We start from the raw sequence: 25,696 nt of genomic DNA on the forward strand, positions 1-25,696 counted from the left end.
TTGCATGTATAAGAGTGTTCATGTTAAGCGGAATATATTATTATTAAAAAGATGGATTGGAAATGGAAATATGGAATCCATCTCAAATATCGTTTTAGAATGTGGAGGAATATATGCAACACCGTAAAAGACTATCTATACCAGGGGTAATGGGACATTCCTTTCAAACAGTTAGGTTTGCTTTTTGGAATGTATTAACCTTTCAACTTGCTTATAAATTATTAGCAGCGATTGTATTTGTTCCGCTATTTGGGATTATTTTTAATAAGTTATTGTATTTTGGTGGTTATGCAAATGCGACGAATGATGAATTATTAGCGTTTTTAAAGACACCATACGGCATTTTGGCAATCGTAATTTTATCATTGTTAGCCCTGTTTCTTATCTTTACGGAATTTGCGGTACTTATTATTATTTCGTACTTCGCTCATAAAAGACAAAAGGTGAAATTACGTCCGATTTTATATAAAACTGTAACGTATTTACCTACTCTGTTCACATATTGCTTACCAGGATTTATTTTATATGCTGTCGTATTGTTACCTCTTTTAAATATCGGATATGAAACGGCGTTAATTCCGCAAATTCAAATTCCTAACTTTATTACAGGAGAACTGTTTAAGACAACGATGGGACAAGTTGGTTATTACACATTTTTTGCTGTAGTTGCATATTTGAACCTTCGCTGGATTTTTGTTCTACCTATTGTTGTTTTAGAGCAAAAGCCGTTTCGCGCAGCAGCACGTAAAAGTGCAACGTTAGTAAAAGAAAGTTTTTTTAAAGTACTATTCTTTTTAGTAGGATTTTTTATTTCAATAGGGATTGTGTACGGCGTATTTTTTGGAATGTATTTATTGTGTCTATGGGGCATGTACGAATTTACAAATCCACAGGGAACATTTGCATTATTAGCGGAATCAACAATGTCTGTATTTTTAACGAGTACATTGTATTTATTTAGTTTTATCGTGACGCCATTTTATATTATGGCAATAACACGATTATATTTACAAAAGGTTCCGGTTGAAGATGTTTTATTAGAAGAAGGATTAGATTATTCGAAAACAAAAGCAGATAAATGTTTCTTCCAAAAACATCGTTGGAAATTTATTGGCGTATATATTGTAGGAATTATTACTGCTGGAATGGTTGTTGCCTTCATTGTTACCTTTATTACAAACACATATAAAGAACCAATTATTATGGCTCATCGTGGTTATATTTCAAAAGGTGTAGAGAATACGAAAGAAGCTGTGCAGGGGGCTATTGATGCGAAAGCAGACTATGCTGAAATTGATGTACTGCAAACGAAAGACGGTGAACTAGCAGTTATACATGATTTGAAGCTAAAACGTCTTGCAAATGCTAATGTTCATGTGTCAGATTTAACGATGGACGAGTTAAGACAGCTTACCCTTAGTCAAGATGGGTTTTCAGGACAAATCAGTACACTTGATGAGATCATTAAGCTGTCAAAGAACAAAATCAAACTTAATATTGAAGTGAAGCTTCATGGTGGCGAAAAAGATTTCGTAAACAAAGTATTAAAAGTGATTAAAGATAATGAATTTGAGAAACAATGTGTCATTCAAACGTTACACTATCCGCTTATTAAAGAGTTTAAACGTGCAAATCCAAATATAAAAGTAGGATATATACTGTATGCAAGTAGAGCCAACTTAAAGAATGTGAAGGCTGATTTTTATGTAGCAGAAGAATACATGTTAAATAAGAAATTAGTAAAAGAAGCAAGAAAGTTAAACAAGCCGATTTACGTATGGACGGTAAATGATATGGAAAGTTTAAAGGGATATTATAAATTAAACGTAGATGGTATCATTACCGATTATCCTAAAGATGCACGTGAAACAATTAAGATGTTAAAAGAACAAGAAGCGGAAGAAAGTGATCTGTTTGATAAAATTAGTGAAACAACAGATGATTTATTTTCCAAGTTATTTATAAGTTACCCAGCTGTTGGCTAGATGCCCGCAGCTGTTTTTTTAGGAAAAGAATATATCTCTAAAGTATTGTACAAATTAAGAACTGTATATGTATACGGAATCACTCGGGTTTCTTACATTGTTACATTATTGTCGAATAATAAATGATTATTGCTTATTTTTAATGAGTATAATAAAAATAGAGTGATAGATAATGAAATGTAACGAAGATGCTAATAGAATCAATGTTCCATATATTTACACTATTCTAAATATATAAACTTTAAAAAAATGATATGTTAGCGTTTTCATAATTTTTAAGTTATGCTAGAATAAGGACATAAGTTATTAATTATTACAAAAAGAAAAAAGACTTTCTTTTTTCTGTTAATTATAAGGGGGCATTTCATTATGCGTATTGGGGTACCAGCAGAAATTAAAAACAACGAAAACCGTGTGGCAATGACACCAGCAGGTGTTGTACATTTAATTCGTAACAATCACGAAGTATTCATTCAAAAGGGTGCAGGTCTAGGATCTGGTTTCACAGATGCTCAGTATGTTGAAGCAGGAGCGAAAATTGTTGATACGGCTGAAGAAGCTTGGAACATGGAAATGGTTATGAAAGTTAAGGAACCAGTTGAAAGCGAATACAAACACTTCAGCGAAGGTTTAATCTTATTCACATACTTACACTTAGCTCCAGAACCAGAATTAACAAAAGCGTTAATTGAGAAGAAAGTTGTTGCGATTGCATACGAAACAGTACAATTAGAAAACCGTTCTCTACCATTACTTGCACCTATGAGTGAAGTAGCTGGTCGTATGGCTGCACAAATTGGTGCACAATTCCTTGAGAAAAACAAAGGCGGTAAAGGTATCTTACTTGCAGGTGTTCCAGGGGTTAAACGTGGTAAAGTAACAATCATCGGTGGTGGACAAGCTGGTACAAATGCTGCTAAAATTGCAGTTGGACTAGGTGCGGATGTAACAATCATCGACTTAAGTGCAGAACGTCTTCGTCAATTAGATGACATTTTCGGAAACCAAGTAAAAACTTTAATGTCTAATCCTTACAATATTGCAGAAGCTGTAAAAGAGTCTGATCTTGTAATCGGTGCAGTATTAATTCCAGGTGCAAAAGCGCCAAAACTTGTAACAGAAGAAATGATTCAATCAATGGAACCAGGTTCTGTTGTTGTAGATATCGCGATTGACCAAGGTGGTATTTTCGAAACAACTGACCGTATTACAACTCATGATAACCCAACTTACGAAAAACACGGCGTTGTTCATTATGCAGTTGCAAACATGCCAGGTGCGGTTCCACGTACATCAACTCTTGCATTAACAAACGTAACAGTACCATATGCAGTGCAAATTGCTAACAAAGGCTACAAAGAAGCTTGCCTAGGCAACTCTGCATTACTAAAAGGTATTAACACATTAGACGGCTATGTAACATTCAAAGCAGTTGCAGAAGCTCACGGTGTAGAGTACAAAGGTGCTAAAGAATTATTAGAAGCAGAAACAGTATCTTGCTAATAGAAGCATTATACAAAACAAAATCGAACAATATATAAACCAACATGATAAGAGCTAAGAGTGAAGATCTCTTAGCTCTTCTTGGCAAAAGGGGGCATACATCGTGGCCAACCTATTTAAAAAGAAATCCGTTACGCAATTGTTAGGGGAAAGTAAAAGTAAAACTTTAACGAAAACGCTAGGGGCATTCGACCTAACAATGCTAGGGATTGGTGCGATAATCGGTACAGGAGTTCTAGTATTAACAGGATTAGTAGCAGCAAGAGATGCTGGTCCAGCAGTTATTTTTTCATTCATGATTGCAGCAATTGTTTGTGGATTTGCAGCTTTATGTTATGCAGAGGTTGCATCTACACTTCCTGTTTCAGGTAGTGTGTACACATATTCATATGCAACAATTGGTGAGTTTGTTGCCCATTTAATGGGATGGACATTGTTATCCGTATATGTCGTAACAACTGCCGCAGTAGCTGGCGGATGGACGGGTTATTTCAATAACTTAGTTAGTGGATTAGGACTTGAAATTCCTAAAGCCTTGTTAACGATTCCATCGCAAGGTGGTATGGTGAACTTACCCGCAATTATCGTTACGTTGGTGATAACTTGGTTATTATCACGAGGTACAAAAGAAAGTAAGCGTGTGAATAACATAATGGTATTAATTAAAATTGGTATTGTTGTTTTATTCATTGCAGTTGGTGTATTCTACGTGAAACCAGAAAACTGGATACCATTTGCACCGTACGGCATAAGTGGAGTTTTCGCCGGAGGAGCAGCAGTATTCTTCGCTTTCTTAGGATTTGATGCATTAGCAACTTCTGCTGAAGAAGTAAAAAATCCGCAACGTGATCTGCCGATTGGTATTATTGCTTCATTAGTCATTTGTACAATCATTTATGTTGTAGTTTGTCTCGTTATGACAGGTATGGTTTCTTATAAAGAATTAGATGTACCAGAAGCTATGGCATATGTGTTAGAAGTTGTAGGACAAGACAAAGTAGCAGGTATAATCGCAATTGGAGCTGTAATTGGTATTATGGCTGTAATTTTTGCTTACATTTATGCAACAACACGTGTATTCTTCGCGATGAGCCGTGACGGTTTATTGCCAAAATCATTTGCAAAAATTAATAAAAAGACAGAAGCACCAACATTTTCAGTTTGGTTAACAGGAATTGGTAGTGCATTAATTGCTGGATTTATCGATTTAAAAGAATTGTCAAATTTAGCGAATATTGGAGCGTTATTAACATTTGCGATGGTGGGTGTAACTGTCATCATTCTTCGTAAAACACATCCGAAATTACAACGCGGATTTATGGTACCACTTGTACCAATCTTACCGATTATTTCAGTTGCATGTTGTCTATTCTTAATGGTAAATTTACCGTTAAAAACATGGATATACTTCGGTGTTTGGTTAGCAATTGGAGTAGTTGTATACTTTGTATATTCGAAAAAGCACAGTCATCTAAAAGAAGATGGAAGTTCGCAAGATAATTTAGAAAAAGCTAATTAAAGGGATATAAGATAGTAAGCCTTGTGCGTCTAGGGAGCGCGCAAGGCTTTTTTCTTTTGTGCAAAATGTACATCCATTTTTCGTATGAGAATGTAATGGATGCAGAAAATATGTGTACGCCTTATTAAAATGTGAACAAAATGTTCGGAAAAATGTATGGGATTTCATTGACACATATGAACAGACGCTCATATAATAAGAGTATAAGATATATGAATGATTGTTCATATGTTCAAATAAAGAGGTGAGCTATAATGGCTGGAAATAAAGTAGAAACACCACAAGAGACATGTTCTCAAACGATAATTCATGAAGAAGTTGTTGATCAAGTAAAACAAACAATTCCAACTGATGAAAGTTTAAGTAAAGTAGCAGAATTATTTAAAGTATTAGGCGATCGTACACGGACGAGAATATTACATGCATTATTTGAAGCTGAAATGTGTGTTTGTGATTTAGCTTATTTATTAGGAATGACACAATCATCTATTTCGCATCAGCTTCGTGTGTTAAAGCAAGCGAAACTTGTAAAGAATCGTAAAGAAGGAAAGGTCGTTTATTATTCATTAGCTGACCAGCACGTAATTCATATCTTCGAGCAAGCGTTTGAACACGTAAACGAGGAAGAATAAAAAGAACGCGAGGAGGGAGAACGATGGCTGAAGCATTAGTGAAAAAGAAACTGGTGTTAGAAGGTTTAGATTGTGCGAACTGTGCAATGAAAATTGAAAAAGGCGTTGGGAATATAGAAGGAGTAAATTTTTGCTCTGTAAATTTCGCCACAAAAACAATGGTTTTAGAAACAGCACAAAATAAAGAAAGTGAAGTTGTTACAGAAGCAAAACAACTCGTTACAAAATTAGAACCGCATATTAAAGTACAAGAAGAACAAAAAAATAAAGTTGCAAAAGAAGTATTTATATTAGAAGGTTTAGATTGCGCGAATTGTGCGATGAAGATTGAAAATAAAGTGAAGGAAATGCCGGCTGTTTCAGCAGCAACTGTTGATTTCGTATCGAAGAAATTAAGAGTTGAAGTAGCGAATAAAAGAGAATTAGAAGCGACTGTAGCGAATATAACGAATGTCGTGCAAAAGTTAGAACCAGATGTGAAAGTTGTTCGTGAAGAAAAAGGTGGTCATGACCACGGACATAGTCACGACCATGGTGAAGCAAATGTGAAAAAGATGGTAGGACGATTAGTGGTCGGCGGAATTTTGACAGCAATTGCTGCATTAGCTGGCTTACCACAAATGATAACAATTCCGTTATTCGTCCTTGCGTATTTATTAATAGGCGGAGATATCGTTTGGAGAGCGGTAAGAAACATAACTCGCGGCCAAGTGTTCGATGAGAACTTCTTAATGGCAATTGCAACACTAGGAGCTTTTGCGATTCAACAATATTCAGAAGCTGTTGCGGTAATGTTATTCTATCAAGTAGGGGAACTATTCCAAAGTATTGCGGTCAATCGCTCCCGAAAGTCAATTACTTCATTAATGGATATCCGTCCTGATTATGCGAATGTGAAGGTTGGAAATGAAACGAAACAAGTATCACCAGAAGATGTACAAATCGGCGATTATATTATCGTGAAGCCTGGTGAGAAAGTACCATTAGACGGAAAAGTAGTTGAAGGAACATCAATGGTAGATACTTCAGCATTGACTGGTGAATCTGTACCACGTGAAGTCGAAGTTGGAAATGATGTATTAAGTGGTTTTGTGAACCAAAATGGTGTATTAACAATTGAAGTTACAAAAGAATTTGGTGAATCAACTGTATCAAAAATTTTAGATTTAGTTCAAAATGCAAGCAGTAAAAAAGCGCCAACAGAAAACTTTATTACGAAGTTCGCGCGTTACTATACTCCAGTTGTAGTTATTACAGCAGCGATTATGGCGTTTATTCCACCACTTATTTTAGAAGGAGCTACATTCTCAGAATGGATTTATAGAGCTTTAGTGTTCTTAGTAATCTCTTGTCCATGTGCGTTAGTTGTATCAATTCCTCTTGGATTCTTTGGAGGAATTGGTGGTGCATCTAAAAGTGGTGTGTTAATAAAAGGAAGTAACTATTTAGAAGCTTTAAATGATGTGAAATATATTGTTTTTGATAAAACGGGAACATTAACAAAAGGTGTCTTCAAAGTTACAAAAATGGAACCAAGCGAAGGCATTAAAAATGAAGAATTATTAGAGTATGCAGCATTTGCTGAAGTGTATTCTAATCATCCAATTGCACAATCGATTCGAAAAGCATATGGAAAATCAATTGATGAAAAAATAATCGATGAGTATAACGAAATTTCTGGTCATGGTACAGTCGTAAAAGTACAAGGAAAAGAAATTTTTGCAGGTAATGCTAAATTAATGAGAAAAGAAAACATTACATTTAAGCAACCAGAAACGGTAGGTACATTAGTTCACGTTGCCGTAGATGGGGAATATGCAGGTTATATCGTTATCTCTGATGAGGTAAAAGAAGATTCAAAACAAGCAATTCAAAAATTAAAAGAACTAGGTATTAAGAAGACAGTCATGTTAACTGGTGATGCAAAAGCAGTTGGTGAAGCTGTCGGTAGGGAATTAGGTTTAGATGAAGTCCACGCAGAACTATTACCGCAACAAAAAGTAGAAGAGATTGAAAAAATTGATGCGGCGAAGAGCGGAAAAGAAAAAGTTGCTTTCGTTGGTGATGGTATTAATGATACACCGGTATTAGCAAGAGCAGATGTTGGTATTGCGATGGGTGGTTTAGGATCAGATGCAGCGATTGAGGCAGCAGACATCGTTATTATGACTGATGAGCCTTCAAAAATTGCAACAGCCTTAAACATCGCAAAACGTACACGACGCATTGTATGGCAAAATATCATCTTTGCATTAGGGGTAAAAGGATTAGTTTTATTACTGGGTGCTTTTGGTATTGCAACAATGTGGGAAGCTGTCTTCTCAGATGTCGGTGTGACACTACTTGCAGTGTTAAATGCAATGCGTGTACTACGAGTGAAAGATTTATAAAAAAGAGGACGCAACTTGCGTCCTCTTTTTTAGGTTATTTTGTTGAAATTGACTCAATAAAATAATAACAAATATTATTTTATAAACAAATAACGTAATATTAAAATTTACAAATAAAAAATATTTGTCGTACTATTTTAATATATTTTTCACAAAGATACATATCGTATTGAAAAAACAGAGAAGGAGAAGCTTCTCTGTTTTATTTTTGTATATTTTTTTCAACTTGTTCTCGAACAGTTTGAATGTAATTCATTTTATGATCCCAACATTCTTGACTTAAATCGACAGGGTACTCTTCGGGATTTAAAGTTCGCATATACTCTTCCCAAAATAGTGCGAGACTCTGTTCATTATATTTTTGAATATCTAATATACCTGGTAGTTCATATGTTCTTTCGCCGTTAACGAAAATGTCTTTATGCAGTTCGCGAGCTTCAAAGTTTGTTACAAATTTACTTATATACGTGTGAACAGGATGAAACATTTTTAAACGTTCTTCTTTTCCAGGTTCTTCAGAATCTAATGCAATATAATCGCCTTCTGCATGATCATTAACTCGATTGATAATGCGATAAATTCGTTTCAGTCCTGGAGTCGTAATTTTTTCAGGGTTAGATGAAATTTTAATTGTATCATTTAACTTTCCATCCGTATCTTCAATCGCCACTAGTTTATAAACAGCCCCTAATGCCGGTTGCTCAAAGGATGTAATTAATTTTGTTCCAACACCCCATACATCAATTTTTGCTCCTTGAGATTTCAAATGCATAATTGTGTATTCATCTAAATCGCTAGAAGCAATAATTTTTGTATGTGTAAACCCAGCTTCGTCTAGTAGTTTTCTGGCCTTTTTAGATAAATAGGCCATATCACCACTATCAAGGCGAATGCCGTAAAAATCGATACGATCTACAAACTCTTTCGCGACGCGAATTGCATTTGGAACACCTGATTTTAAAGTATCGTATGTATCAACGAGAAAGACACATTTTTTATGGGTTTCAGCGTATTTCTTAAACGCGACATATTCATCGCGATACGCTTGAACGAAAGAGTGAGCGTGTGTGCCGGCTACAGGTATCCCGAAGCGTTTTCCAGCACGAACGTTACTCGTAGACGAAAATCCACCAATAAAGGCAGCACGTGTGCCCCAAAGAGCTGCATCAAACTCGTGGGCTCGTCTTGTACCAAATTCTAAAAGTTCATCATTATTTGCAGCATGCTTCATACGAGCAGCTTTTGTTGCAATTAATGTTTGGTAATTCACAATGTTTAACAGGGCAGTTTCAATAATTTGTGCTTCACCGAGCGGTGCATCAACACGTAATAAAGGCTCGTTATTAAATACAACTTCACCTTCTTGCATACTTCGAACCGTCCCAGTGAATTTCATATTTTGTAAATAATGAAGGAATTCTTCTTCAAATTGTAATTCTGCTAAATAAGCGATATCGCTTTCGGTAAAGCTGAAGTTTTCTATGTACTCTACAATCTTTTCAAGGCCAGCAAAAACAGCATAACCGTTCTCGAATGGAAGTTTTCGAAAATATAAATCAAACACCGAGCGGCGATTATGAATACCATCTTTCCAATATGTATAAGCCATATTAATTTGATATAAATCTGTATGTAAGGCATAGCTATCGTCTTTATAATAAGTCATCGCGAAAACACCTCCATAATTTGGTTATAGTATATCAATTTTTCACCGCTCGTAGCAAAGAATGGATATGAAAGTATAGTCAAGAGGGAAAAAAATGAAATAATGCATATTTTTTAGAAAATTAACATTTATCAATTTATATTTCTCAAGATTTTATGTATTATTAGAGTAATGGGGTAATGAGAATGGAGGAGGACAATGCAACAAACATTAGAAAAAATAGGCAAACAAGTCTTTTATAAACGGCTACAGCAAAAAATGACACAAGAAGAATTATGTCAGGGCATTTGTTCTGTCTCATACTTAAGTAAAATCGAAAATGGAAAGATCGAGGCATCAGAAGAAATTCTACAATTGCTCTGCACAAGGTTAGAAATTGCCGTGACGGATTTGAGAGATGTAGAAGAAGATGTGAAGGGGAAGCTAGATGAATGGTTGAATGCACTAGTTCATTTGGACAAGCCACAAGTAGAGCGCATATATGAAGAGTTGCAAGGTGAAATGAAGCATGTTTTGGATTTTGAAATTATAAATTATTATAAACTGCTTTATACGCGTTATTTAATTATGAAACGAGATTTTCTTGCTGTTGAAGAAGAGTTGGAAAGATTGAAAAAAGTTTACAAGAAATATTCACCTTTTCAGAAGATGTTGTATACGTACAGTAAGGCATTGTTACTTAGTCTGCAATATAAGCATAAGGAAAGTTTGAAGTATTTAATTGAAACGGAAGAAATGGCTAAAGAGCAAGGGTATTATGAAACTGGTATATATTATAACTTGAGCCTTGCGTATAGTCACCTAAATATACCACATTTAGCCATGCACTTTGCTAACATTGCCATGGAAGGGTTCCGTAACGAATACAAATTCCGTTATGTAATAAATTGTCAAACGATTATTGCTTTAAGTTATGTGGAAAAAGCACAGTATGAAGAAGCTCTAAAGATTTATGAAAGTATATTAAGAGAAGTGGATTCTTTTGCGGAAAAAGACATGATTAAAGCTATGACTTTAAATAATATGGGAGAATTATACCATTATAAGAATGAGCATGATAAATCAAAAAACTATTTTCTTCAAAGTTTCCAATTACAGCAGACTGTCAATATGAATTATATTGAAACAATTTATGGTTTGGCTAAACAATCTATTCATCTTAAATGTTATGAAGAAGCACAGAAATGGATAGAAAAAGGGATTGAGTGTTCACGTAGTGATGAAAAATATAATAAAATGATTTATTCATTCTGTATATTTAAGTATAAATATTTTGGGGAATCCCAAGAGTTTAAGAGATTTTTAGAGAATGAGGCTATTCCATTCTTTAAGAGTGTGGGTAGTATGAAAGAATTAAAAAATGCCTATTTAGAATTAGCAATGTACTTAGAGAATGAATTTAAGTACGAGGAAAGCAATAAATATTATAAAGAAGTTATTAAAGTTTTGGAAGAAAGGGAGGAATTGAATTGAAAAAACGTATATATGGTGTAGTAGGATTGGGAATAGTAGCGATTCTTTCTTTAGGAGTTAATTATTCTAATCCAGACATATATGGAGTAAAATCCTTAAAAGAAGGATCAGTAAATTACTCTAATCCAGATATTTATGGATTGAAGTCTGTAAAAGAGGAGAATATACAATATTCTAATCCGGATATTTATGGCTTTAATTTTTCAGAAAAAAGTTTCATAAATTATTCTAATCCAGATATTTATGGTTAAGAAAATATTGAAAAACCCCTTTCCAATCGGAAAGGGGTTTTTCAATATTTGTTCTCCAAAATCCTACAAAACTTGAGAAAAAAATTATTTGAATTTTTAGTATATTAATAGTGGAAACATAGTGCTACGATAAAACTACTCTTTTTCAAAAAAAATTTTTATTAGGGGGAAGGTTCATGAAAAAGAAAAGTTTAGCGTTAGTGTTAGCGGCAGGAATGGCAGTTACAACGTTTGGAGGGACAGGCTCTGCGTTTGCAGATTCTAAAAATGTGCTCTCTACGAAGAAGTACAATGAGACAGTACAGTCACCGGAGTTTATTTCTGGTGATTTAACTGGAGCAACTGGTAAGAAAGCAGAATCTGTTGTGTTTGATTACTTAAACGCGGCAAAAGGTGATTACAAGTTAGGGGAAAAGAGTGCGCAAGATTCTTTCAAAGTGAAACAAGTGAAGAAAGATGCTGTAACTGATTCAACAGTAGTACGTATGCAACAAGTATACGAAGGAGTACCTGTATGGGGATCTACGCAAGTAGCTCACGTAAGTAAAGATGGTTCTTTAAAAGTATTGTCTGGAACAGTTGCGCCTGATTTAGACAAAAAGGAAAAGCTGAAAAATAAAAATAAGATTGAAGGCGCAAAAGCAATTGAAATCGCGCAGCAAGATTTAGGTGTAACACCGAAATATGAGGTAGAACCAAAAGCGGACTTATATGTATATCAAAATGGTGAAGAAACAACATATGCATACGTTGTAAATCTAAACTTCTTAGATCCAAATCCAGGAAACTACTATTATTTCATTGAAGCAGACAGCGGTAAAGTGTTAAATAAATATAATAAACTTGATCATGTAGCAAATGAAGATAAGTCACCAGTTAAGCAAGAAGCTCCTAAACAAGAAGCGAAGGCGGTTGTAAAGCCTGTAACAGGGACAAATAAAGTGGGAACTGGTAAAGGGGTATTAGGAGATACAAAGTCGCTTAATACAACGTTATCTGGATCATCTTACTACTTGCAAGATAATACGCGCGGAGCAACGATTTTTACATATGATGCGAAAAATCGTTCAACATTACCAGGAACATTATGGGCAGATGCAGATAATGTTTTCAATGCAGCGTATGATGCAGCGGCAGTAGATGCTCATTACTATGCAGGTAGAACATATGATTATTATAAAGCTACATTTAATAGAAACTCTATTAATGATGCAGGAGCTCCGTTAAAATCGACAGTTCATTACGGAAGTAAGTATAATAATGCGTTCTGGAATGGCTCACAAATGGTATACGGAGATGGAGATGGTGTAACGTTTACTTCATTATCTGGTGGAATTGATGTAATTGGTCACGAATTAACGCATGCTGTTACGGAAAACAGCTCAGATTTAATTTATCAAAATGAATCAGGAGCGCTAAATGAAGCAATTTCTGATATTTTTGGTACTTTAGTAGAATTCTATGATAACCGAAACCCAGATTGGGAGATTGGTGAAGATATTTATACGCCTGGTAAAGCAGGAGATTCGCTTCGTTCTATGAGTGATCCGGCGAAATATGGTGACCCAGACCATTATTCTAAGCGTTACACTGGTTCAAGTGATAACGGTGGAGTTCATACGAACAGTGGTATCATTAACAAACAAGCTTATTTATTAGCAAATGGCGGTACGCATTCTGGTGTAACTGTAACTGGTATTGGTAAAGATAAGTTAGGTGCAATTTATTACCGTGCAAACACACAATATTTCACGCAATCTACTACATTTAGCCAAGCTCGTGCTGGTGCAGTACAAGCTGCAGCTGATTTATATGGTGCGACTTCTGCGGAAGTAGCAGCAGTGAAGCAATCATTTAGTGCTGTTGGTGTAAACTAAGGGTTTAAGAGAGTATTATTAATAAAATACTTCAAAAATAAAGAAGGAGCCTATGCTCCTTCTTTATTTTTTTCTCCATTTTTTCCACAAATAAAACAATCCAACACACCCTGCGATTGTTACAATCCACTTTGCTTCATTCGTTCCATTTATGACGTGGTAGGCAGAATATACTTCAATCAATAAGGCCGGTATTTTCCCTATTGTGCTGGCAATACTGAAAGAGAGTAGTGACATTTTGCCTAGAGCGGCAAATAAGGTAACGATACTTGATGGGATGAAAGGTATGAATCGAAACGATAGAACGAGTAGAAAGGCCTCTCTACCTTCTACATAAAGTAGGCGTTCTACCTTTGGATACTTATTTACTTTGTTGTGAGTGAATTTCTGAAGGCCTATACGATAAATATAAAACGAGATAATAGCCCCTAATGCCTCACCTGCGATCGAAATAATGGTTCCGTTTGTTACACCAAAGAGCTGTATGTTAATAGCGGTCAAAAAAATACTAGGGATAAAACCTAAAAGACTGATGATGATGTTAATTAAGATACTAAGTGGAATTGCGATTGAATAATAGTCTGTTAAGAAGTTTTGAATTGTTTCAGCCATTGTTTAAAATCCTTTATCTTTTTTTGCATTACACCATATTTCTATTGTGTAGGCAAGTGCAAATTTACATAATGTAGGAAACTGTTGATAAAACACTGTTTATATACCTTATATAGGTATTGGGTATATAAAATGAGGGGTATATTTTTCTGGTTTGGAAAACACTAAACAAACCCTGTATTTACAGGGTTTTATCGGTTTTTTAAGTGGTGTTTTAAGTCGGGAAATAATCGGTAAAATATAGGGGTATATTTCGGAGAAGTTCCAAAATAGTGGTTTGATGAAATTAGGGTGGTAATATGGCAAAATTGATGAGGAATTTTAAAAATGTATATGTTTTTTCGTTGTGAAATTGACTTTTAGTGAAGTTGCGATAATAATCATGGAAGAGGTGATATGATGAAACGAATAAGTAGTCTTCTCTTGAGTAGTTTATTGGCATTAATGCTGATCTTAAGTGGATGTGCAGGAAAAGAACAAAAAACAGAGAAACAAACAGGGAATCAATCGACATCAGTAGAAAAAATTAGTGATAATATTTTAGATGAAATGGAAGGGCCACCTAAAAATGGTCATACGATTGAAAGACATGTAGGAAAATCAGAAGAGGATTTGAAGAATCGCTTGAAGACAGATAAAGTATCAGCGGCAAGTACATACTATGATAAGGAAACAGCGACGAAAGCTGTAAAAGATAGTTTGAAGCAGCATGATAAGGAAATTCAAGATTGGTTAAAAAATTCTAAAGAGGCTCGTCTCGTATTAAATACAACTCATTCATTCCCAGTTGGAAAAACGGTAATAAAGAAAAATATGAATGTAAAAGACAAGTTAGTAAAAACTGTTACTGTTTTGGCGAGAGATAAGTCAGGAGATTTAGGATATAAGATCATTACTTCTTATCCATCTGATAAATAAGAAGGGGGAGTAAATATGTATACGACATTACAATATTTTCTCAAATCGTATTGTACGTTAAGTATCCATGAGGATGAAATAGTAGGCGTGATGGAAGAGTTTATAGAGCAAGAAGATGAAGAAATTGTTTTGAAATTACGCGATGAATTATTATATATGAAGAAAAAGAACGCTTGGGAAGAGGCGTGCGTATTAGCTGCGAAGCAAGGAAATCGCATGTGGTCTTTAGAAGAAACGAAAGACCATCTTGAAGCTTTTTTACTATTATTGCAAAAGAAAAAGGCGTGAATAGATCACGCCTTTTTTGTTTGCCAATTTGATGGTGTCTCATTGTGTTGGGGCACTTTTATATACGCTTTTTGAAATTTGTCCATTTGATACTACTTCACCGTTTTGTGTTACCTTTTTATACGTAACCGCTGTTATTTTATCACCAGTTCTACTAACTACTTGAGAAGAAACTTCAACATTTTTACCAGTATTTGTACCAAAAATGCGAGTAGTAATACTACCGCCATTTGAAAATGCTTGAATATAAATATGATTGCCTGTATTGTTTTTAAATTTTAAATCCGGACCATAATCTGCCACTGCTGCATCTTGCCCAAGTGGTAAATAATTTACGGGCATAGAATGATTGCTTCGAGAAACAATTCCTAAATCTGCTCTTAAAGCAGCGCTATATAAAGTGCTACTAACTTGGCAAACGCCTCCGCCTGCACTTTGTATAACTTTACCTTGTGAAAATACTGCTGCGGATTTATAACCATGGGCAGCATCCGTTACGCCAACGCGGCCATTAAAACTAAACGTTTCATCAGGTGCGACAATAACTCCACTTAAAGTATTAGCTGACTTATTTACGTTATAGGACTGGTTTCCATTCCGACCAGCCATTGGAGTTGAATATTCAGCAATTACTTCTTTAATCCCCATTTTTTGTATATCTTCTGTAGAACGCTCAGGTTTTAAGAGTGTAACTGGTAATGTAACGTCCGATGAGCCAGAAGTAATGGCCTGCTGCGTTAAATCAGTTAATTTTCCTTTATCAATTTTTTCTCCATTTTGACTTTGGCTAATATGTACTGTAGAGCCTTCAACACTTAATTCTGCATTAACAGGATTTTTTAATGTGTCATTATATTTATCCTTCATAAAGCTTTCATAAGCAGTTGTATTTAATTGAGCTGTTAATTTATAGTCACGTTTTAATTCACCGTTTTCGGCCTGCTTCCGCATTTGGTAACGATTCATTGCGTTTCCTTCTTGTTCTTTAAAGATTTTGTCAATAATATCTTTTTCCTTATAATTTATCCCTAAATCTTTCCATGTGTACGTTTGTTTATCATTTTGGAATATGTAGGTAAGAGATTTTTGGTCTAATTCAGTTACCTTTTGATTAATAATTGCTTGAATATCTTTTTTATTTTTTCCATCGAGAGAAATACCTTCAAATGTAGTATTTGGTAATGCAGTAGTATCTAATTGATTATTTAGTTTGGATACATATTGATATCCACCAACACCGCCTACACAAAGTAATATGCCTCCAGTAATTGCAGAACCGATCAGTATTTTACTTAGCTTCATGTATTTCCCCCCAGAAATTTTTGTATAAATATATGTATTACATTTTTTGTATAAAAATGATGAAAATAACATTATGTACGTACTAGTATACTATTATTTCCACTATGTGTGTAATGTTTTTATAAAAAACGTTACACTGTTGTAATAATTGTCTCTTTTTGTCACAATATGCACGAGAAATATGTTGAAAATTATAATAAAAAGGCTGACTAGAAAGATCTAGCAGCCTTTTTATTATAATTTTTTATGTTCATTTTTATTCGTAACACCGAGGTGTTCTTGTAGTGTTGTCGAAATATTATTGACGCTTGTTTCATTTGGAACGTAATAATAAATACCACCTATATATTTATCAGTACCTTCTACTTGCAGTTTGTCCATTTTTAAATTGGAATCCATTGAATTTTTGGCAATTGTCATCATGTCATCAAAAGTTAAATTTGTTTTTAGGTCTTTATCGACAGCGTCTAATAGGCCACCGATTTTATTAATAGAATTAAGAGAAAGTGCTTTTGCAGCAATAGCTTCTAAAACAAGCTGTTGTCGTTGACCGCGCATATAATCACTGTCGATATGACGAGTTCTAGCTAATGCTAATGCCTCTTCTCCATTTAAATGTTGACGTCCTTTTTTCAGATGAATAGCATCTGCTTCGTCTTTACTATTTTGTTCTGTAAACTCAACCGGAACATCGACAGTAATACCACCAAGAGAATCGACAATTTTGATAAATGATTTAAAGTTGAATTTTACATAGTAATCAACTGGAACATCTAAAAATTTCTCCACGGTATCAATTGTGCTATCCACACCACCGAATACGTGCGCATGTGTAATTTTATCGTATTTATCACGTGATTTAATGTAGACACGTGAGTCACGTGGAATGCTGACAAGTTTAACAGATTTATCGTTTTTATTAATTGTTGCAAGTAATAGCGCATCCGTACGAGTTGCTTTTCCGTAATTCTTGTCCCTAATATCACTTTCATCAACACCCATAATAAGTACGGAAATGTTGTCAGTCATAGGTTTCACGGCTTTTTCACGTTTGCTGGATTTATCCCCGCGGCCCAGTTCGGAATAGGCATTACTTAATACAGACTTTGCTTTACTGTATATATGGAAGGAGTAACCTCCTGTTCCAAGTGCTATAATCAGTAATGGAATAAGAAGGAACCAGAGTAGGCGTTTTTTCTTTGAGTGTCCTTTTTTGGCTCGGGTGTCTTTGTTCATATCGGATTTCATCATTTTTCTCCTTTAAAGCTATCAAAGTGTATACATCTAGAAGCACATTCAAACACATAAAAAATATTGTACGCTAAAAAAAAGCGATTGTACATGTATAAAAAATAGATGTCTTGATTATTTATAAGACATCTATTCGTTATTGTATACAAAAGATAGGGATAAGAAAATGATAAAATTTTACCTAATTACAACATAATGCTTACGATAATTGCAGATAAAATGCTAACGAGGGTAGCTCCATATAGTAATTTAAGGCCAAATCTGGCAACGACGTTTCCTTGTTCTTCGTTTAATCCTTTTACTGCACCTGAAATAATGCCGATAGAAGAAAAGTTGGCAAAAGAAACGAGAAAAACAGAAATGATTCCCACTGTACGGGGAGAAAGGCTATTAGAAATTTTACTAAGGTCCATCATTGCTACAAATTCATTCGTTACAAGCTTCGTTGCCATAATGCTACCAGCTGTGACAATTTCAGAACTTGGTACACCGATAAGGAATGCAACAGGTGCAAATACGTAGCCGATTAATTGCTGGAAAGTAATACCGAATATAATGAGGAATAGGTCATTAATGCAGCTAATTAATGCGACGAATCCGATGAGCATAGCGCCGACAACGATGGCTACGCGAAAGCCATCTAGAATGTATTCTCCAAGCATTTCAAAAAAGCTTTGCTTTTCGCCTTTAATTTCTAAAATATCTTCGTCATCTTTAACGTCGTAAGGATTGATGATGAGTACGATAATAAAACCACTAAATAAATTGAGAACGAGTGCGGTTACTACATATTTAGGCTCGATCATTGTCATATAGGCACCTACGATAGACATAGATACGGTTGACATGGCAGAAGCACAAAGTGTATAAAGACGGTGTTTTGGAATTTGAGCTAATTGCTTTTTAACTGTAATAAAAACTTCTGATTGGCCGACAATGGCAGAGGCGATAGCGTTGTAAGATTCTAATTTCCCAAGACCATTTATTTTGCTAAGGAAGTAACCGATCCAATGAATAAAAAATGGTAGTATTTTGAAATGTTGTAGTATACCAATTAAGACGGAAATGAAGACAATTGGTAATAATACAGTAAGGAAAAATGACATTTCACCTTTATTTGCAAGACCGCCAAATACAAAGTTTATACCATTAGCAGCATACTCGAGTAGCTTTGTAAACAGACTGGAAATGACCCGAATAAGTATGAGGCCGATTTCTGTATTTAATAATAAATAGGTTAAAATCAACTGTATAATAAGCATGATGAAAATTGGTTTAAATTTAATATGTTTCTTATTGTTGCTAGCAATATAAGCAAGGAAGAAAACAACGATAAGTCCCACGAAAAAAGTAATAAATTTCATAGTAAGCCCCCTAAAAGAGATATTCTGCTATATATGTTTTTCATTTCAAGGGAGAATATGCATCTTTGGTAAAGAAAGGAATAGAGAGAGCATGAAAATATGTAGAGTGCACCACGTTGCAATTATTTGTTCGAATTATGAACTGTCAAAGGATTTTTATACTCGGATATTAGGTTTTAAAGCGATAAATGAAGTATATAGAAAAGAACGAGATTCTTATAAGTTAGATTTATGTGTAGGGGAAGAGTATCAAATTGAATTATTTTCATTTCCTAGTCCACCTGAGCGCCCAAGTTTTCCAGAAGCAGCTGGACTTAGACATTTAGCATTTGCTGTTACAAATATAGAAGAAGCTGTAAACCATTTAAAACAATGCGGTGTGGAGACTGAAGCGATACGTATGGATGAAATTACGGATAAAAAATTTGTCTTTTTCCAAGATCCTGATGGCTTGCCTTTAGAATTGTATGAGGCTTGAAATTGGTGAATTTTATATAGGGTTGCTTTCAAATAAATGAAGAAACTAAAGTGAAACTTCTTTTTTAAAGGAGGTGTAACTTTAGCTAAGAAAGCTAAAGGACATATGTGGATATTTTAAAATTATTGATGGTAGCCATCCTTATTGCGTTAACAGCATTTTTTGTGGCTGTTGAGTTTGCAATTATTAAGGTGCGTAGCAGTCGTATTGATCAACTCGTTAGTGAGAAACGACGAGGAGCATTAGCAGCAAAAAAAGTAACTTCGAATTTAGATGAGTATTTATCAGCATGTCAGTTAGGTATTACAATTACTGCTTTAGGGCTTGGGTGGTTAGGCGAGCCGACTATAAAACATTTACTCGAGCCGTTGTTTTTAAAACTACACCTATCTCCTGCAATTGCAAGTACAGTTTCATTTATTATTGCCTTTGCAGTTATTACGTTTTTACATGTTGTCATTGGTGAACTTGCTCCGAAGACGCTCGCTATACAAAGGGCAGAGCAAGTTAGCTTATTATTATCGAAGCCAATTATTTACTTTTACCGAGTAATGTATCCGTTTATTTGGGCTTTAAATGGTTCTGCAAGGCTTGTGACAGGGTTATTCGGATTACATCCGGCTTCTGAACATGAAGTTGCTCATTCGGAGGAAGAATTACGATTAATCTTATCCGAGAGTTATGAGAGCGGAGAGATTAATCAAAGGGAATTTAAATATGTAAATAATATTTTTGAATTTGATAATAGAGTAGCAAAGGAAATTATGGTACCTCGTACGGAAGTTGTAGGTTTATATGAGGACGAACCATTTGAAACACATATTAAAATAATCGCACAAGAAAAGTACACGAGATATCCCGTATTTGGTGAAGATAAAGATGAAATTATCGGGATGGTGAATGTAAAGGATTTATTTATTCGTTATATGGATGGTAATCGAGCCGAGGGGTGCTCGATTACGCCATATACAAGGCCAGTTATTGAAGTGTTAGAAAATATCCCTATTCATGATTTGCTATTACAAATGCAAAGAAAACGAATTCCATTAGCTGTATTATATGATGAATATGGTGGTACAGCGGGAATCGTTACACTAGAAGATATTTTAGAAGAAATTGTTGGAGAAATCCGAGATGAATACGATGAAGATGAACACCCGCCTATAGAGCATATAAGTGAAGGGTGTAAAATCGTAGAGGGAAAAGTGCTTATTAGTGAAGTGAATGATTTATTTGGCATACACTTAATCGCTGATGATGTAGATACAATCGGTGGCTGGATTATGGTACAAAAGCAAATCGTTGCTGAAGGAGATAATATTGAAAAACACGGCTTTTCTTTTAAAGTTCTTGAAAAGGATATGCATCAAATTAAACGAGTGGAAATAAAGAAGGTAGAAGAATGATTTTCTATAAATTTTTATAAAAGATATATATAGAAAAATAAATGTTTGCGCTTTCAAAAAAGGTGCTATATAGTGAAGGTGGATACTGAAAAATTCTTCTAAATGATACTCGTATTTTTAGAGGGCGGATTTTTTAGATAAGGATTTAGAATGAAAAGTATAGGTGATGAAAATGATAGCAACGAAGGATATACGTATAGAAAAAGATTTTTTAGGCGAAAAGGAAGTACCGAGTATAGCTTATTATGGGGTACAAACATTACGTGCTGTAGAAAACTTCCCGATTACAGGATATCGTATTCATCCGTCACTCATTACGGCAATGGCAATTGTGAAAAAAGCGGCGGCACTTGCAAATATGGATACTGGTTACTTAGCTAAAGACATTGGACATGAAATTGCAGAAGCAGCGCAAGAAATTGTTGATGGAAAATTCCATGATCAATTTATCGTGGATCCAATCCAAGGCGGTGCTGGAACTTCTATTAATATGAATACAAATGAAGTAATTGCTAATCGAGCGTTAGAACGTATGGGATATGAAAAAGGCGAGTATGCGAAAATTAGCCCAAACACGCATGTAAACATGGCTCAATCAACGAATGATGCGTTTCCAACGGGAATTCATATTGCAACTCTTATGATGTTAGAAGAACTTCTTATTACAATGGAAGAACTTCATGCTGCTTTCCGTGCAAAAGCAAAAGAGTTCGACCACGTCATTAAAATGGGGCGTACACATTTACAAGATGCTGTTCCGATTCGTCTTGGACAAGAATTTGAAGCGTATAGCCGAGTGCTTGAACGTGATATAAAAAGAATTAAACAGTCTCGCCAACATTTATATGAAGTGAACATGGGGGCGACAGCTGTTGGTACGGGATTAAATGCAAACCCTACGTACATTGAACAAGTAGTTAAACATTTACGAACATTTAGCGGATTCCCACTTGTTGGTGCAGAGCATTTAGTTGATGCAACGCAAAACACAGATGCATATACAGAAGTATCTGCGGCATTAAAAGTATGTATGATGAATATGTCTAAAATTGCGAATGACCTTCGTATTATGGCATCTGGTCCACGTGTTGGATTGGCAGAAATTCAATTACCAGCTCGTCAACCAGGTTCATCTATTATGCCAGGTAAAGTAAATCCTGTTATGGCAGAAGTAATTAATCAAGTTGCTTTCCAAGTAATTGGTAATGATCATACAATTTGCTTAGCATCAGAAGCAGGCCAATTAGAGTTAAACGTAATGGAGCCTGTACTTGTATTTAATTTAATTCAATCTATTAGTATTATGAATAACGGATTCCGTGTATTCCGTGAATATTGTATTAAAGGAATTACAGCAAATGAAGAATTGCTGAAGCAATATGTTGAGAAAAGTGTTGGAATTATTACAGCAGTTAATCCTCATATTGGTTATGAAGCAGCATCTCGTATTGCACGTGAAGCAATTGAAACAGGAAAATCTGTTAGGGAGTTATGTTTAGAACATGGTGTACTGACAGAAGAAGAATTGGATATTATTTTAGATCCATTCGAAATGACGCATCCTGAAATTGCTGGAGCTTCTTTATTAAAGAATAAGAAGATGTAATGTGAAAAAACACCGATCCATTTGGATCGGTGTTTTATTTTTAAAAGATATTAAATACAGCGTTTAATTGAAGTAAGCTAATGATAGCTAAGAAAATTAAACTGTATTTCATCGCTGTTTTAAATAGGGCAGATTCTTTACCAACTAGTCCAACTGCTGCACAAGCAACGGCTACAGATTGTGGTGAAACCATTTTTGCCATTGTACCACCTACTACGTTTAATGCAACAAGAGTAGAAGGAACGATATTTAATTGATCTGCAGTTACTGCTTGAAGCGGTGCGAATAATGAACCACTTGATACTACTGAACCTGTAATGAATACGCCAATCCATCCTAAGATTGGAGAAAGAACTGGGAATGCATTACCAGTAGAAGAGAATGCCAGTCCAAGTGTAGATGACATACCAGAGTAGTTCTCTACGTAAGCTAAAGCGATAACGCTACAGATTGTATATACTGGAGCTTTTAGTTCTTTCATTGTTTCTACTATTAATTCTTTAACCATTTTACCTTTTACGCGGTAAACGATAAGTGAAACAATAATTGCTAATACGATTGCAGTAGTTGTAGATGAGAATACATCAAACTTGAAAACAGCTGCGAAAGGTGTATCAGCTTTTGTAATTGGTGTAGTTTTCATAACAGCATTATGAAGACCAGGGAACTGAATGTTAAATACTAAGTTTGCTAGTGCACCATCCGGAGCAAATAAAGCTTTAATTGGTTTTAAATTAAAGATTGTTACGAATGCAGTTAAGAATACGAATGGAGACCAAGCATATAAAATTTGATTGAATGTATGAGATTCTTGTTTTTCTTGTTTTTCTTCTGTAGAAGAAGATTTTGGTTGCCAAACACGTAAGAATAATGCTAGAGAAACCATACTTACAACGGCTGCGAAAATATTAGTAAGTTCTGCACCTAAGAAGTAAGTCACAAGGAACTGAGTAATAGCGAAAGAAAAACCACTTACAAGAATACCTTGCCAAGTTTCTTTAATACCTTTAATTCCATCAACCATTGAAACAAGTAAGAAAGGTAAAACAATACTAATGAATGGTAAAATAAGAACAGTTTGACGACCGATAGTTAATGCGTCTAGCTCAGTTAATTGTGCTGGCACTGTAACTGGGATACCCATAGCACCCATAGCACCACCAGCGATGTTAGCTACTAAACAAATACCTGCTGCTTTTAATGGATTAAAGCCCATACCTACAAGTAATGCAGCTGTAATAGCAACTGGAACCCCTAGACCAGCTGCGCCTTCTAAGAAAGCACCGAAAGAATAAGCGATTAATAATACTTGTAAACGTTGATCATTTGTAATGCTTGAAATACTATCACGAATAATGTTGAATTGCTCTGTTTTAACAGTTAATTTGTAAAGGAAAATTGCTGCGATAACGATAGTACAAATTGGATAAAATCCAGATAAAACGCCGAATCCGGCAGATGCTACAGCTACAGTTGCTGGCATTTTATAAACGAATATAGCAAGAATAATAGCGACAATCACACTGTAAAGACCAGCCATGTAACTTTTCATTTTCAGTCCCATTAAACAAATGATGAAGCAAAAAATTGGAAGTGCTGCGATTAGTGCAGATAACCAAATATTGTTTAATGGGTCATAAATTTGTGTCCAAGTACTCATAATAATGACAACTCCTATCTATTTTATGTGAAGAAATTCACATTATTTGTGAAACAATTCACAATCAACTTACATGCTTAGTATATTCTCCTTCAACACTATTGTCAACGTAAAAAAGTATAATTATTCCATAATAGTATTAAAAGAAATGCTTTGTTCATAAAGTAGACAAAAAGCAAACTCCAATAGATTTGAGTTTGCTTTTTGAAGTTATTTCTATATTGTTTTATTTGTTCGTATATCATTAATTTTATATGTTAGATGACGTCTTTACATCAAGTATATAGGGTGTTGGAATACTTAAGCTTTGATAGGTGGTAACATGCTCGCCCGAGTTGATCTAGTAAGGTAGAGAAAGCAAATGCATTTAATTAGGAAGTATTTCATCACAGTTCAAGCTATTGAATACGAATTTAAAAAGAAATAAGTTAATTTTTAATGTTACAGTATCTCTTTTTACTGAAAATTCCTTTTAGCATAACAAAGAGGTTAAATATAACCCAAATACGTTACGAAAGGTTATCAATTATAGACGATATTTTACAATATCATTACTGTACGTTGCAGTGAGGTGAAAATATAACAAAAAGCCTGATAAAACAACGTTTGTAAGCAAAGTATTCATAGCCCTTACTTTTGCTTTTTCATTATATCATATAGTATAATATTCAAAATCAGCAAGGAATTTTTCCTGAATTCTTTCCTGATAAAGGTGGAAAAAATTTTCAGCTTTATAGGTTGATAAAGTTATGTCGTAACAGGAAATATAAGAACAGATATATAAATAAATAAAAAGAAAATAAAAACGAAAATGAGGGGAACTTTATGAGCCAAAATCAATTCGAATGTCGTATTTCAGAAGAAGATGTACAAATGTTAAGAGCGTTAGCGCATCCGTTACGTTTACGCCTAGTAATGGAACTAATGCAACGTGGAACTTGTAACGTAACACAATTACAGGAAGTGTTAGAAATTCCACAATCAACGGTTTCGCAACATTTAACGAAATTAAAACAAAATAAAGTAGTGCGCTTTGAAAGACGAGGACTAGAAGTGTATTATCAAATTCATAATGATAAAGTAAGTGAAGTTGTAAAAACATTATTTTCTTAAAATTTGAATATTATGGAAAAAGACGTATGGGATCTACGTCTTTTTTTATTTGTCAGAAAGGTGATATGAGAGTAAATGTTAGCATGTAAGGAAGAAAAGGCTATCAATTTACATGTTGTTATATGGAATATATTCTAAAGGGAAAAGAAAAGATAGAAGGGAGTGTAGTAAGGAAAAGGAGGAATAGTAGTATGGATGTAAAACGTGTGAAACAAATCTTATCTTCTTCAAGTAGCATTGACGTTACATATGAGGGCGTACCAGTATGGATTGAGAGCTGTGACGAGCAGAGTGGAGTTGCTCAAGTATATGATGTATCTAATCCTGGAGAAAGCGTTCACGTGAACGTGACGGCTTTAGAGGAGAAGTAATAGAAAAGACGCTTCTAAAGGTTTAGAAGCG

Annotated in this window: 21 protein-coding genes; 15 read left to right on the forward strand and 6 right to left on the reverse strand. The window is 34.7% G+C overall.

Annotated features, from left to right (window positions below; all coding sequences use genetic code 11):
* The first annotated feature begins 113 nt into the window (after positions 1-113).
* The 5 genes from ILT06_RS26425 (at position 114) to ILT06_RS26445 (ending at position 8,029) form a co-directional block, all read left to right on the forward strand.
* Positions 114-1,985 (forward strand): glycerophosphoryl diester phosphodiesterase membrane domain-containing protein, encoded by a 1,872-nt coding sequence (locus ILT06_RS26425; protein WP_064477126.1) that lies wholly within the window; start codon positions 114-116, stop codon positions 1,983-1,985.
* Between the two features lie 369 nt (positions 1,986-2,354).
* Complete coding sequence (gene ald, locus ILT06_RS26430; protein ID WP_154131633.1) at positions 2,355-3,488, forward strand: alanine dehydrogenase; 1,134 nt, start codon at positions 2,355-2,357, stop codon at positions 3,486-3,488.
* Positions 3,489-3,591: 103 nt separating this feature from the next.
* Entirely contained in the window at positions 3,592-5,007 is a 1,416-nt protein-coding gene (locus ILT06_RS26435) for an amino acid permease (protein WP_064477125.1), read from the forward strand.
* Between the two features lie 254 nt (positions 5,008-5,261).
* Positions 5,262-5,639, forward strand: coding sequence for an ArsR/SmtB family transcription factor (locus ILT06_RS26440; protein WP_000918377.1), 378 nt, complete (start codon positions 5,262-5,264; stop codon positions 5,637-5,639).
* Positions 5,640-5,662: 23 nt separating this feature from the next.
* Positions 5,663-8,029 carry a heavy metal translocating P-type ATPase gene (locus ILT06_RS26445; protein WP_088046992.1) on the forward strand — a complete coding sequence of 789 codons (2,367 nt, stop codon included), beginning with the start codon at positions 5,663-5,665 and terminating at the stop codon, positions 8,027-8,029.
* A gap of 202 nt (positions 8,030-8,231) precedes the next feature.
* Here the strand turns inward: ILT06_RS26445 and ILT06_RS26450 are convergent, their stop codons facing one another.
* The gene (locus tag ILT06_RS26450; protein WP_088046991.1) at positions 8,232-9,695 is read right to left on the reverse strand and encodes a nicotinate phosphoribosyltransferase; all 1,464 of its coding nucleotides are present in this window, start codon (positions 9,693-9,695) and stop codon (positions 8,232-8,234) included.
* A 198-nt stretch (positions 9,696-9,893) separates the two neighbouring features.
* On the opposite strand from ILT06_RS26450, the gene ILT06_RS26455 reads away from it, so the two are divergent.
* The 3 genes from ILT06_RS26455 to ILT06_RS26465 all read left to right on the forward strand — a co-directional run bounded on the left by ILT06_RS26455 (position 9,894) and on the right by ILT06_RS26465 (position 13,296).
* Positions 9,894-11,168, forward strand: a complete 1,275-nt coding sequence (locus ILT06_RS26455; RefSeq protein ID WP_064477122.1) for a helix-turn-helix domain-containing protein — start codon at positions 9,894-9,896, stop codon at positions 11,166-11,168.
* Positions 11,165-11,419 carry a Phr family secreted Rap phosphatase inhibitor gene (locus ILT06_RS26460; protein ID WP_064477121.1) on the forward strand — a complete coding sequence of 85 codons (255 nt, stop codon included), beginning with the start codon at positions 11,165-11,167 and terminating at the stop codon, positions 11,417-11,419. Before ILT06_RS26455 ends, ILT06_RS26460 begins: the two co-directional genes overlap by 4 nt.
* A gap of 176 nt (positions 11,420-11,595) precedes the next feature.
* Positions 11,596-13,296: a M4 family metallopeptidase gene (locus ILT06_RS26465; RefSeq protein ID WP_064477120.1), complete on the forward strand. Its 1,701-nt coding sequence runs from the start codon at positions 11,596-11,598 to the stop codon at positions 13,294-13,296.
* A 63-nt stretch (positions 13,297-13,359) separates the two neighbouring features.
* Here the strand turns inward: ILT06_RS26465 and ILT06_RS26470 are convergent, their stop codons facing one another.
* Positions 13,360-13,908 carry a TVP38/TMEM64 family protein gene (locus tag ILT06_RS26470; RefSeq protein WP_088046990.1) on the reverse strand — a complete coding sequence of 183 codons (549 nt, stop codon included), beginning with the start codon at positions 13,906-13,908 and terminating at the stop codon, positions 13,360-13,362.
* A 399-nt stretch (positions 13,909-14,307) separates the two neighbouring features.
* Between ILT06_RS26470 and ILT06_RS26475 the strand changes: the two genes are divergently transcribed.
* Positions 14,308-14,826 (forward strand): RNase A-like domain-containing lipoprotein, encoded by a 519-nt coding sequence (locus ILT06_RS26475; protein ID WP_064477118.1) that lies wholly within the window; start codon positions 14,308-14,310, stop codon positions 14,824-14,826.
* A gap of 15 nt (positions 14,827-14,841) precedes the next feature.
* Positions 14,842-15,114, forward strand: coding sequence for a hypothetical protein (locus tag ILT06_RS26480; protein ID WP_000288799.1), 273 nt, complete (start codon positions 14,842-14,844; stop codon positions 15,112-15,114).
* Positions 15,115-15,153: 39 nt separating this feature from the next.
* Here ILT06_RS26480 and ILT06_RS26485 read toward each other — a convergent pair whose 3' ends face one another.
* The 3 genes from ILT06_RS26485 to ILT06_RS26495 all read right to left on the reverse strand — a co-directional run bounded on the left by ILT06_RS26485 (position 15,154) and on the right by ILT06_RS26495 (position 19,031).
* Positions 15,154-16,416: a VanW family protein gene (locus ILT06_RS26485; RefSeq protein WP_098103379.1), complete on the reverse strand. Its 1,263-nt coding sequence runs from the start codon at positions 16,414-16,416 to the stop codon at positions 15,154-15,156.
* Positions 16,417-16,650: 234 nt separating this feature from the next.
* A complete protein-coding gene (locus ILT06_RS26490) occupies positions 16,651-17,667 on the reverse strand; it encodes an LCP family protein (protein ID WP_304362739.1) in 1,017 nt (338 codons plus the stop codon).
* A gap of 185 nt (positions 17,668-17,852) precedes the next feature.
* Entirely contained in the window at positions 17,853-19,031 is a 1,179-nt protein-coding gene (locus tag ILT06_RS26495; RefSeq protein WP_064477115.1) for a NupC/NupG family nucleoside CNT transporter, read from the reverse strand.
* 91 nt (positions 19,032-19,122) lie between these two features.
* Between ILT06_RS26495 and gloA2 the strand changes: the two genes are divergently transcribed.
* The 3 genes from gloA2 (at position 19,123) to aspA (ending at position 22,521) form a co-directional block, all read left to right on the forward strand.
* Positions 19,123-19,509 carry an SMU1112c/YaeR family gloxylase I-like metalloprotein gene (gene gloA2, locus ILT06_RS26500; RefSeq protein WP_064477114.1) on the forward strand — a complete coding sequence of 129 codons (387 nt, stop codon included), beginning with the start codon at positions 19,123-19,125 and terminating at the stop codon, positions 19,507-19,509.
* A 107-nt stretch (positions 19,510-19,616) separates the two neighbouring features.
* Positions 19,617-20,915, forward strand: coding sequence for a hemolysin family protein (locus tag ILT06_RS26505; protein WP_064477113.1), 1,299 nt, complete (start codon positions 19,617-19,619; stop codon positions 20,913-20,915).
* A 172-nt stretch (positions 20,916-21,087) separates the two neighbouring features.
* On the forward strand, positions 21,088-22,521 hold the full coding sequence (aspA, locus tag ILT06_RS26510) for an aspartate ammonia-lyase (RefSeq protein ID WP_048562862.1): 1,434 nt from the start codon (positions 21,088-21,090) through the stop codon (positions 22,519-22,521).
* 40 nt (positions 22,522-22,561) lie between these two features.
* Here aspA and ILT06_RS26515 read toward each other — a convergent pair whose 3' ends face one another.
* The gene (locus ILT06_RS26515; RefSeq protein WP_000109124.1) at positions 22,562-24,181 is read right to left on the reverse strand and encodes an L-lactate permease; all 1,620 of its coding nucleotides are present in this window, start codon (positions 24,179-24,181) and stop codon (positions 22,562-22,564) included.
* Between the two features lie 825 nt (positions 24,182-25,006).
* Between ILT06_RS26515 and ILT06_RS26520 the strand changes: the two genes are divergently transcribed.
* Together ILT06_RS26520 and ILT06_RS26525 are read left to right on the forward strand one after the other, a co-directional pair.
* Entirely contained in the window at positions 25,007-25,294 is a 288-nt protein-coding gene (locus tag ILT06_RS26520; protein WP_000081429.1) for an ArsR/SmtB family transcription factor, read from the forward strand.
* A 191-nt stretch (positions 25,295-25,485) separates the two neighbouring features.
* Positions 25,486-25,665 (forward strand): acid-soluble spore protein H, encoded by a 180-nt coding sequence (locus ILT06_RS26525; RefSeq protein WP_000382688.1) that lies wholly within the window; start codon positions 25,486-25,488, stop codon positions 25,663-25,665.
* The last annotated feature ends 31 nt before the right edge of the window (positions 25,666-25,696 follow it).

Origin of the sequence: Bacillus sp. 17RED48, from assembly GCF_019837545.1 — a bacterium.
Classification (GTDB): domain Bacteria; phylum Bacillota; class Bacilli; order Bacillales; family Bacillaceae_G; genus Bacillus_A; species Bacillus_A wiedmannii.

Coding starts and splice junctions, on each gene's coding strand:
- ILT06_RS26475 (WP_064477118.1), top strand. CDS start 14,308: ATGAAACGAATAAGTAGTCTTCTCTTGAGTAGTTTATTGGCATTAATG.
- ILT06_RS26515 (WP_000109124.1), bottom strand. CDS start 24,181: ATGAGTACTTGGACACAAATTTATGACCCATTAAACAATATTTGGTTA.
- ILT06_RS26470 (WP_088046990.1), bottom strand. CDS start 13,908: ATGGCTGAAACAATTCAAAACTTCTTAACAGACTATTATTCAATCGCA.
- ILT06_RS26450 (WP_088046991.1), bottom strand. CDS start 9,695: ATGACTTATTATAAAGACGATAGCTATGCCTTACATACAGATTTATAT.
- ILT06_RS26440 (WP_000918377.1), top strand. CDS start 5,262: ATGGCTGGAAATAAAGTAGAAACACCACAAGAGACATGTTCTCAAACG.
- ald (WP_154131633.1), top strand. CDS start 2,355: ATGCGTATTGGGGTACCAGCAGAAATTAAAAACAACGAAAACCGTGTG.
- ILT06_RS26425 (WP_064477126.1), top strand. CDS start 114: ATGCAACACCGTAAAAGACTATCTATACCAGGGGTAATGGGACATTCC.
- ILT06_RS26525 (WP_000382688.1), top strand. CDS start 25,486: ATGGATGTAAAACGTGTGAAACAAATCTTATCTTCTTCAAGTAGCATT.
- ILT06_RS26480 (WP_000288799.1), top strand. CDS start 14,842: ATGTATACGACATTACAATATTTTCTCAAATCGTATTGTACGTTAAGT.
- gloA2 (WP_064477114.1), top strand. CDS start 19,123: ATGAAAATATGTAGAGTGCACCACGTTGCAATTATTTGTTCGAATTAT.
- ILT06_RS26490 (WP_304362739.1), bottom strand. CDS start 17,667: ATGATGAAATCCGATATGAACAAAGACACCCGAGCCAAAAAAGGACAC.
- ILT06_RS26485 (WP_098103379.1), bottom strand. CDS start 16,416: ATGAAGCTAAGTAAAATACTGATCGGTTCTGCAATTACTGGAGGCATA.
- ILT06_RS26465 (WP_064477120.1), top strand. CDS start 11,596: ATGAAAAAGAAAAGTTTAGCGTTAGTGTTAGCGGCAGGAATGGCAGTT.
- ILT06_RS26520 (WP_000081429.1), top strand. CDS start 25,007: ATGAGCCAAAATCAATTCGAATGTCGTATTTCAGAAGAAGATGTACAA.
- ILT06_RS26455 (WP_064477122.1), top strand. CDS start 9,894: ATGCAACAAACATTAGAAAAAATAGGCAAACAAGTCTTTTATAAACGG.
- ILT06_RS26445 (WP_088046992.1), top strand. CDS start 5,663: ATGGCTGAAGCATTAGTGAAAAAGAAACTGGTGTTAGAAGGTTTAGAT.
- ILT06_RS26495 (WP_064477115.1), bottom strand. CDS start 19,031: ATGAAATTTATTACTTTTTTCGTGGGACTTATCGTTGTTTTCTTCCTT.
- aspA (WP_048562862.1), top strand. CDS start 21,088: ATGATAGCAACGAAGGATATACGTATAGAAAAAGATTTTTTAGGCGAA.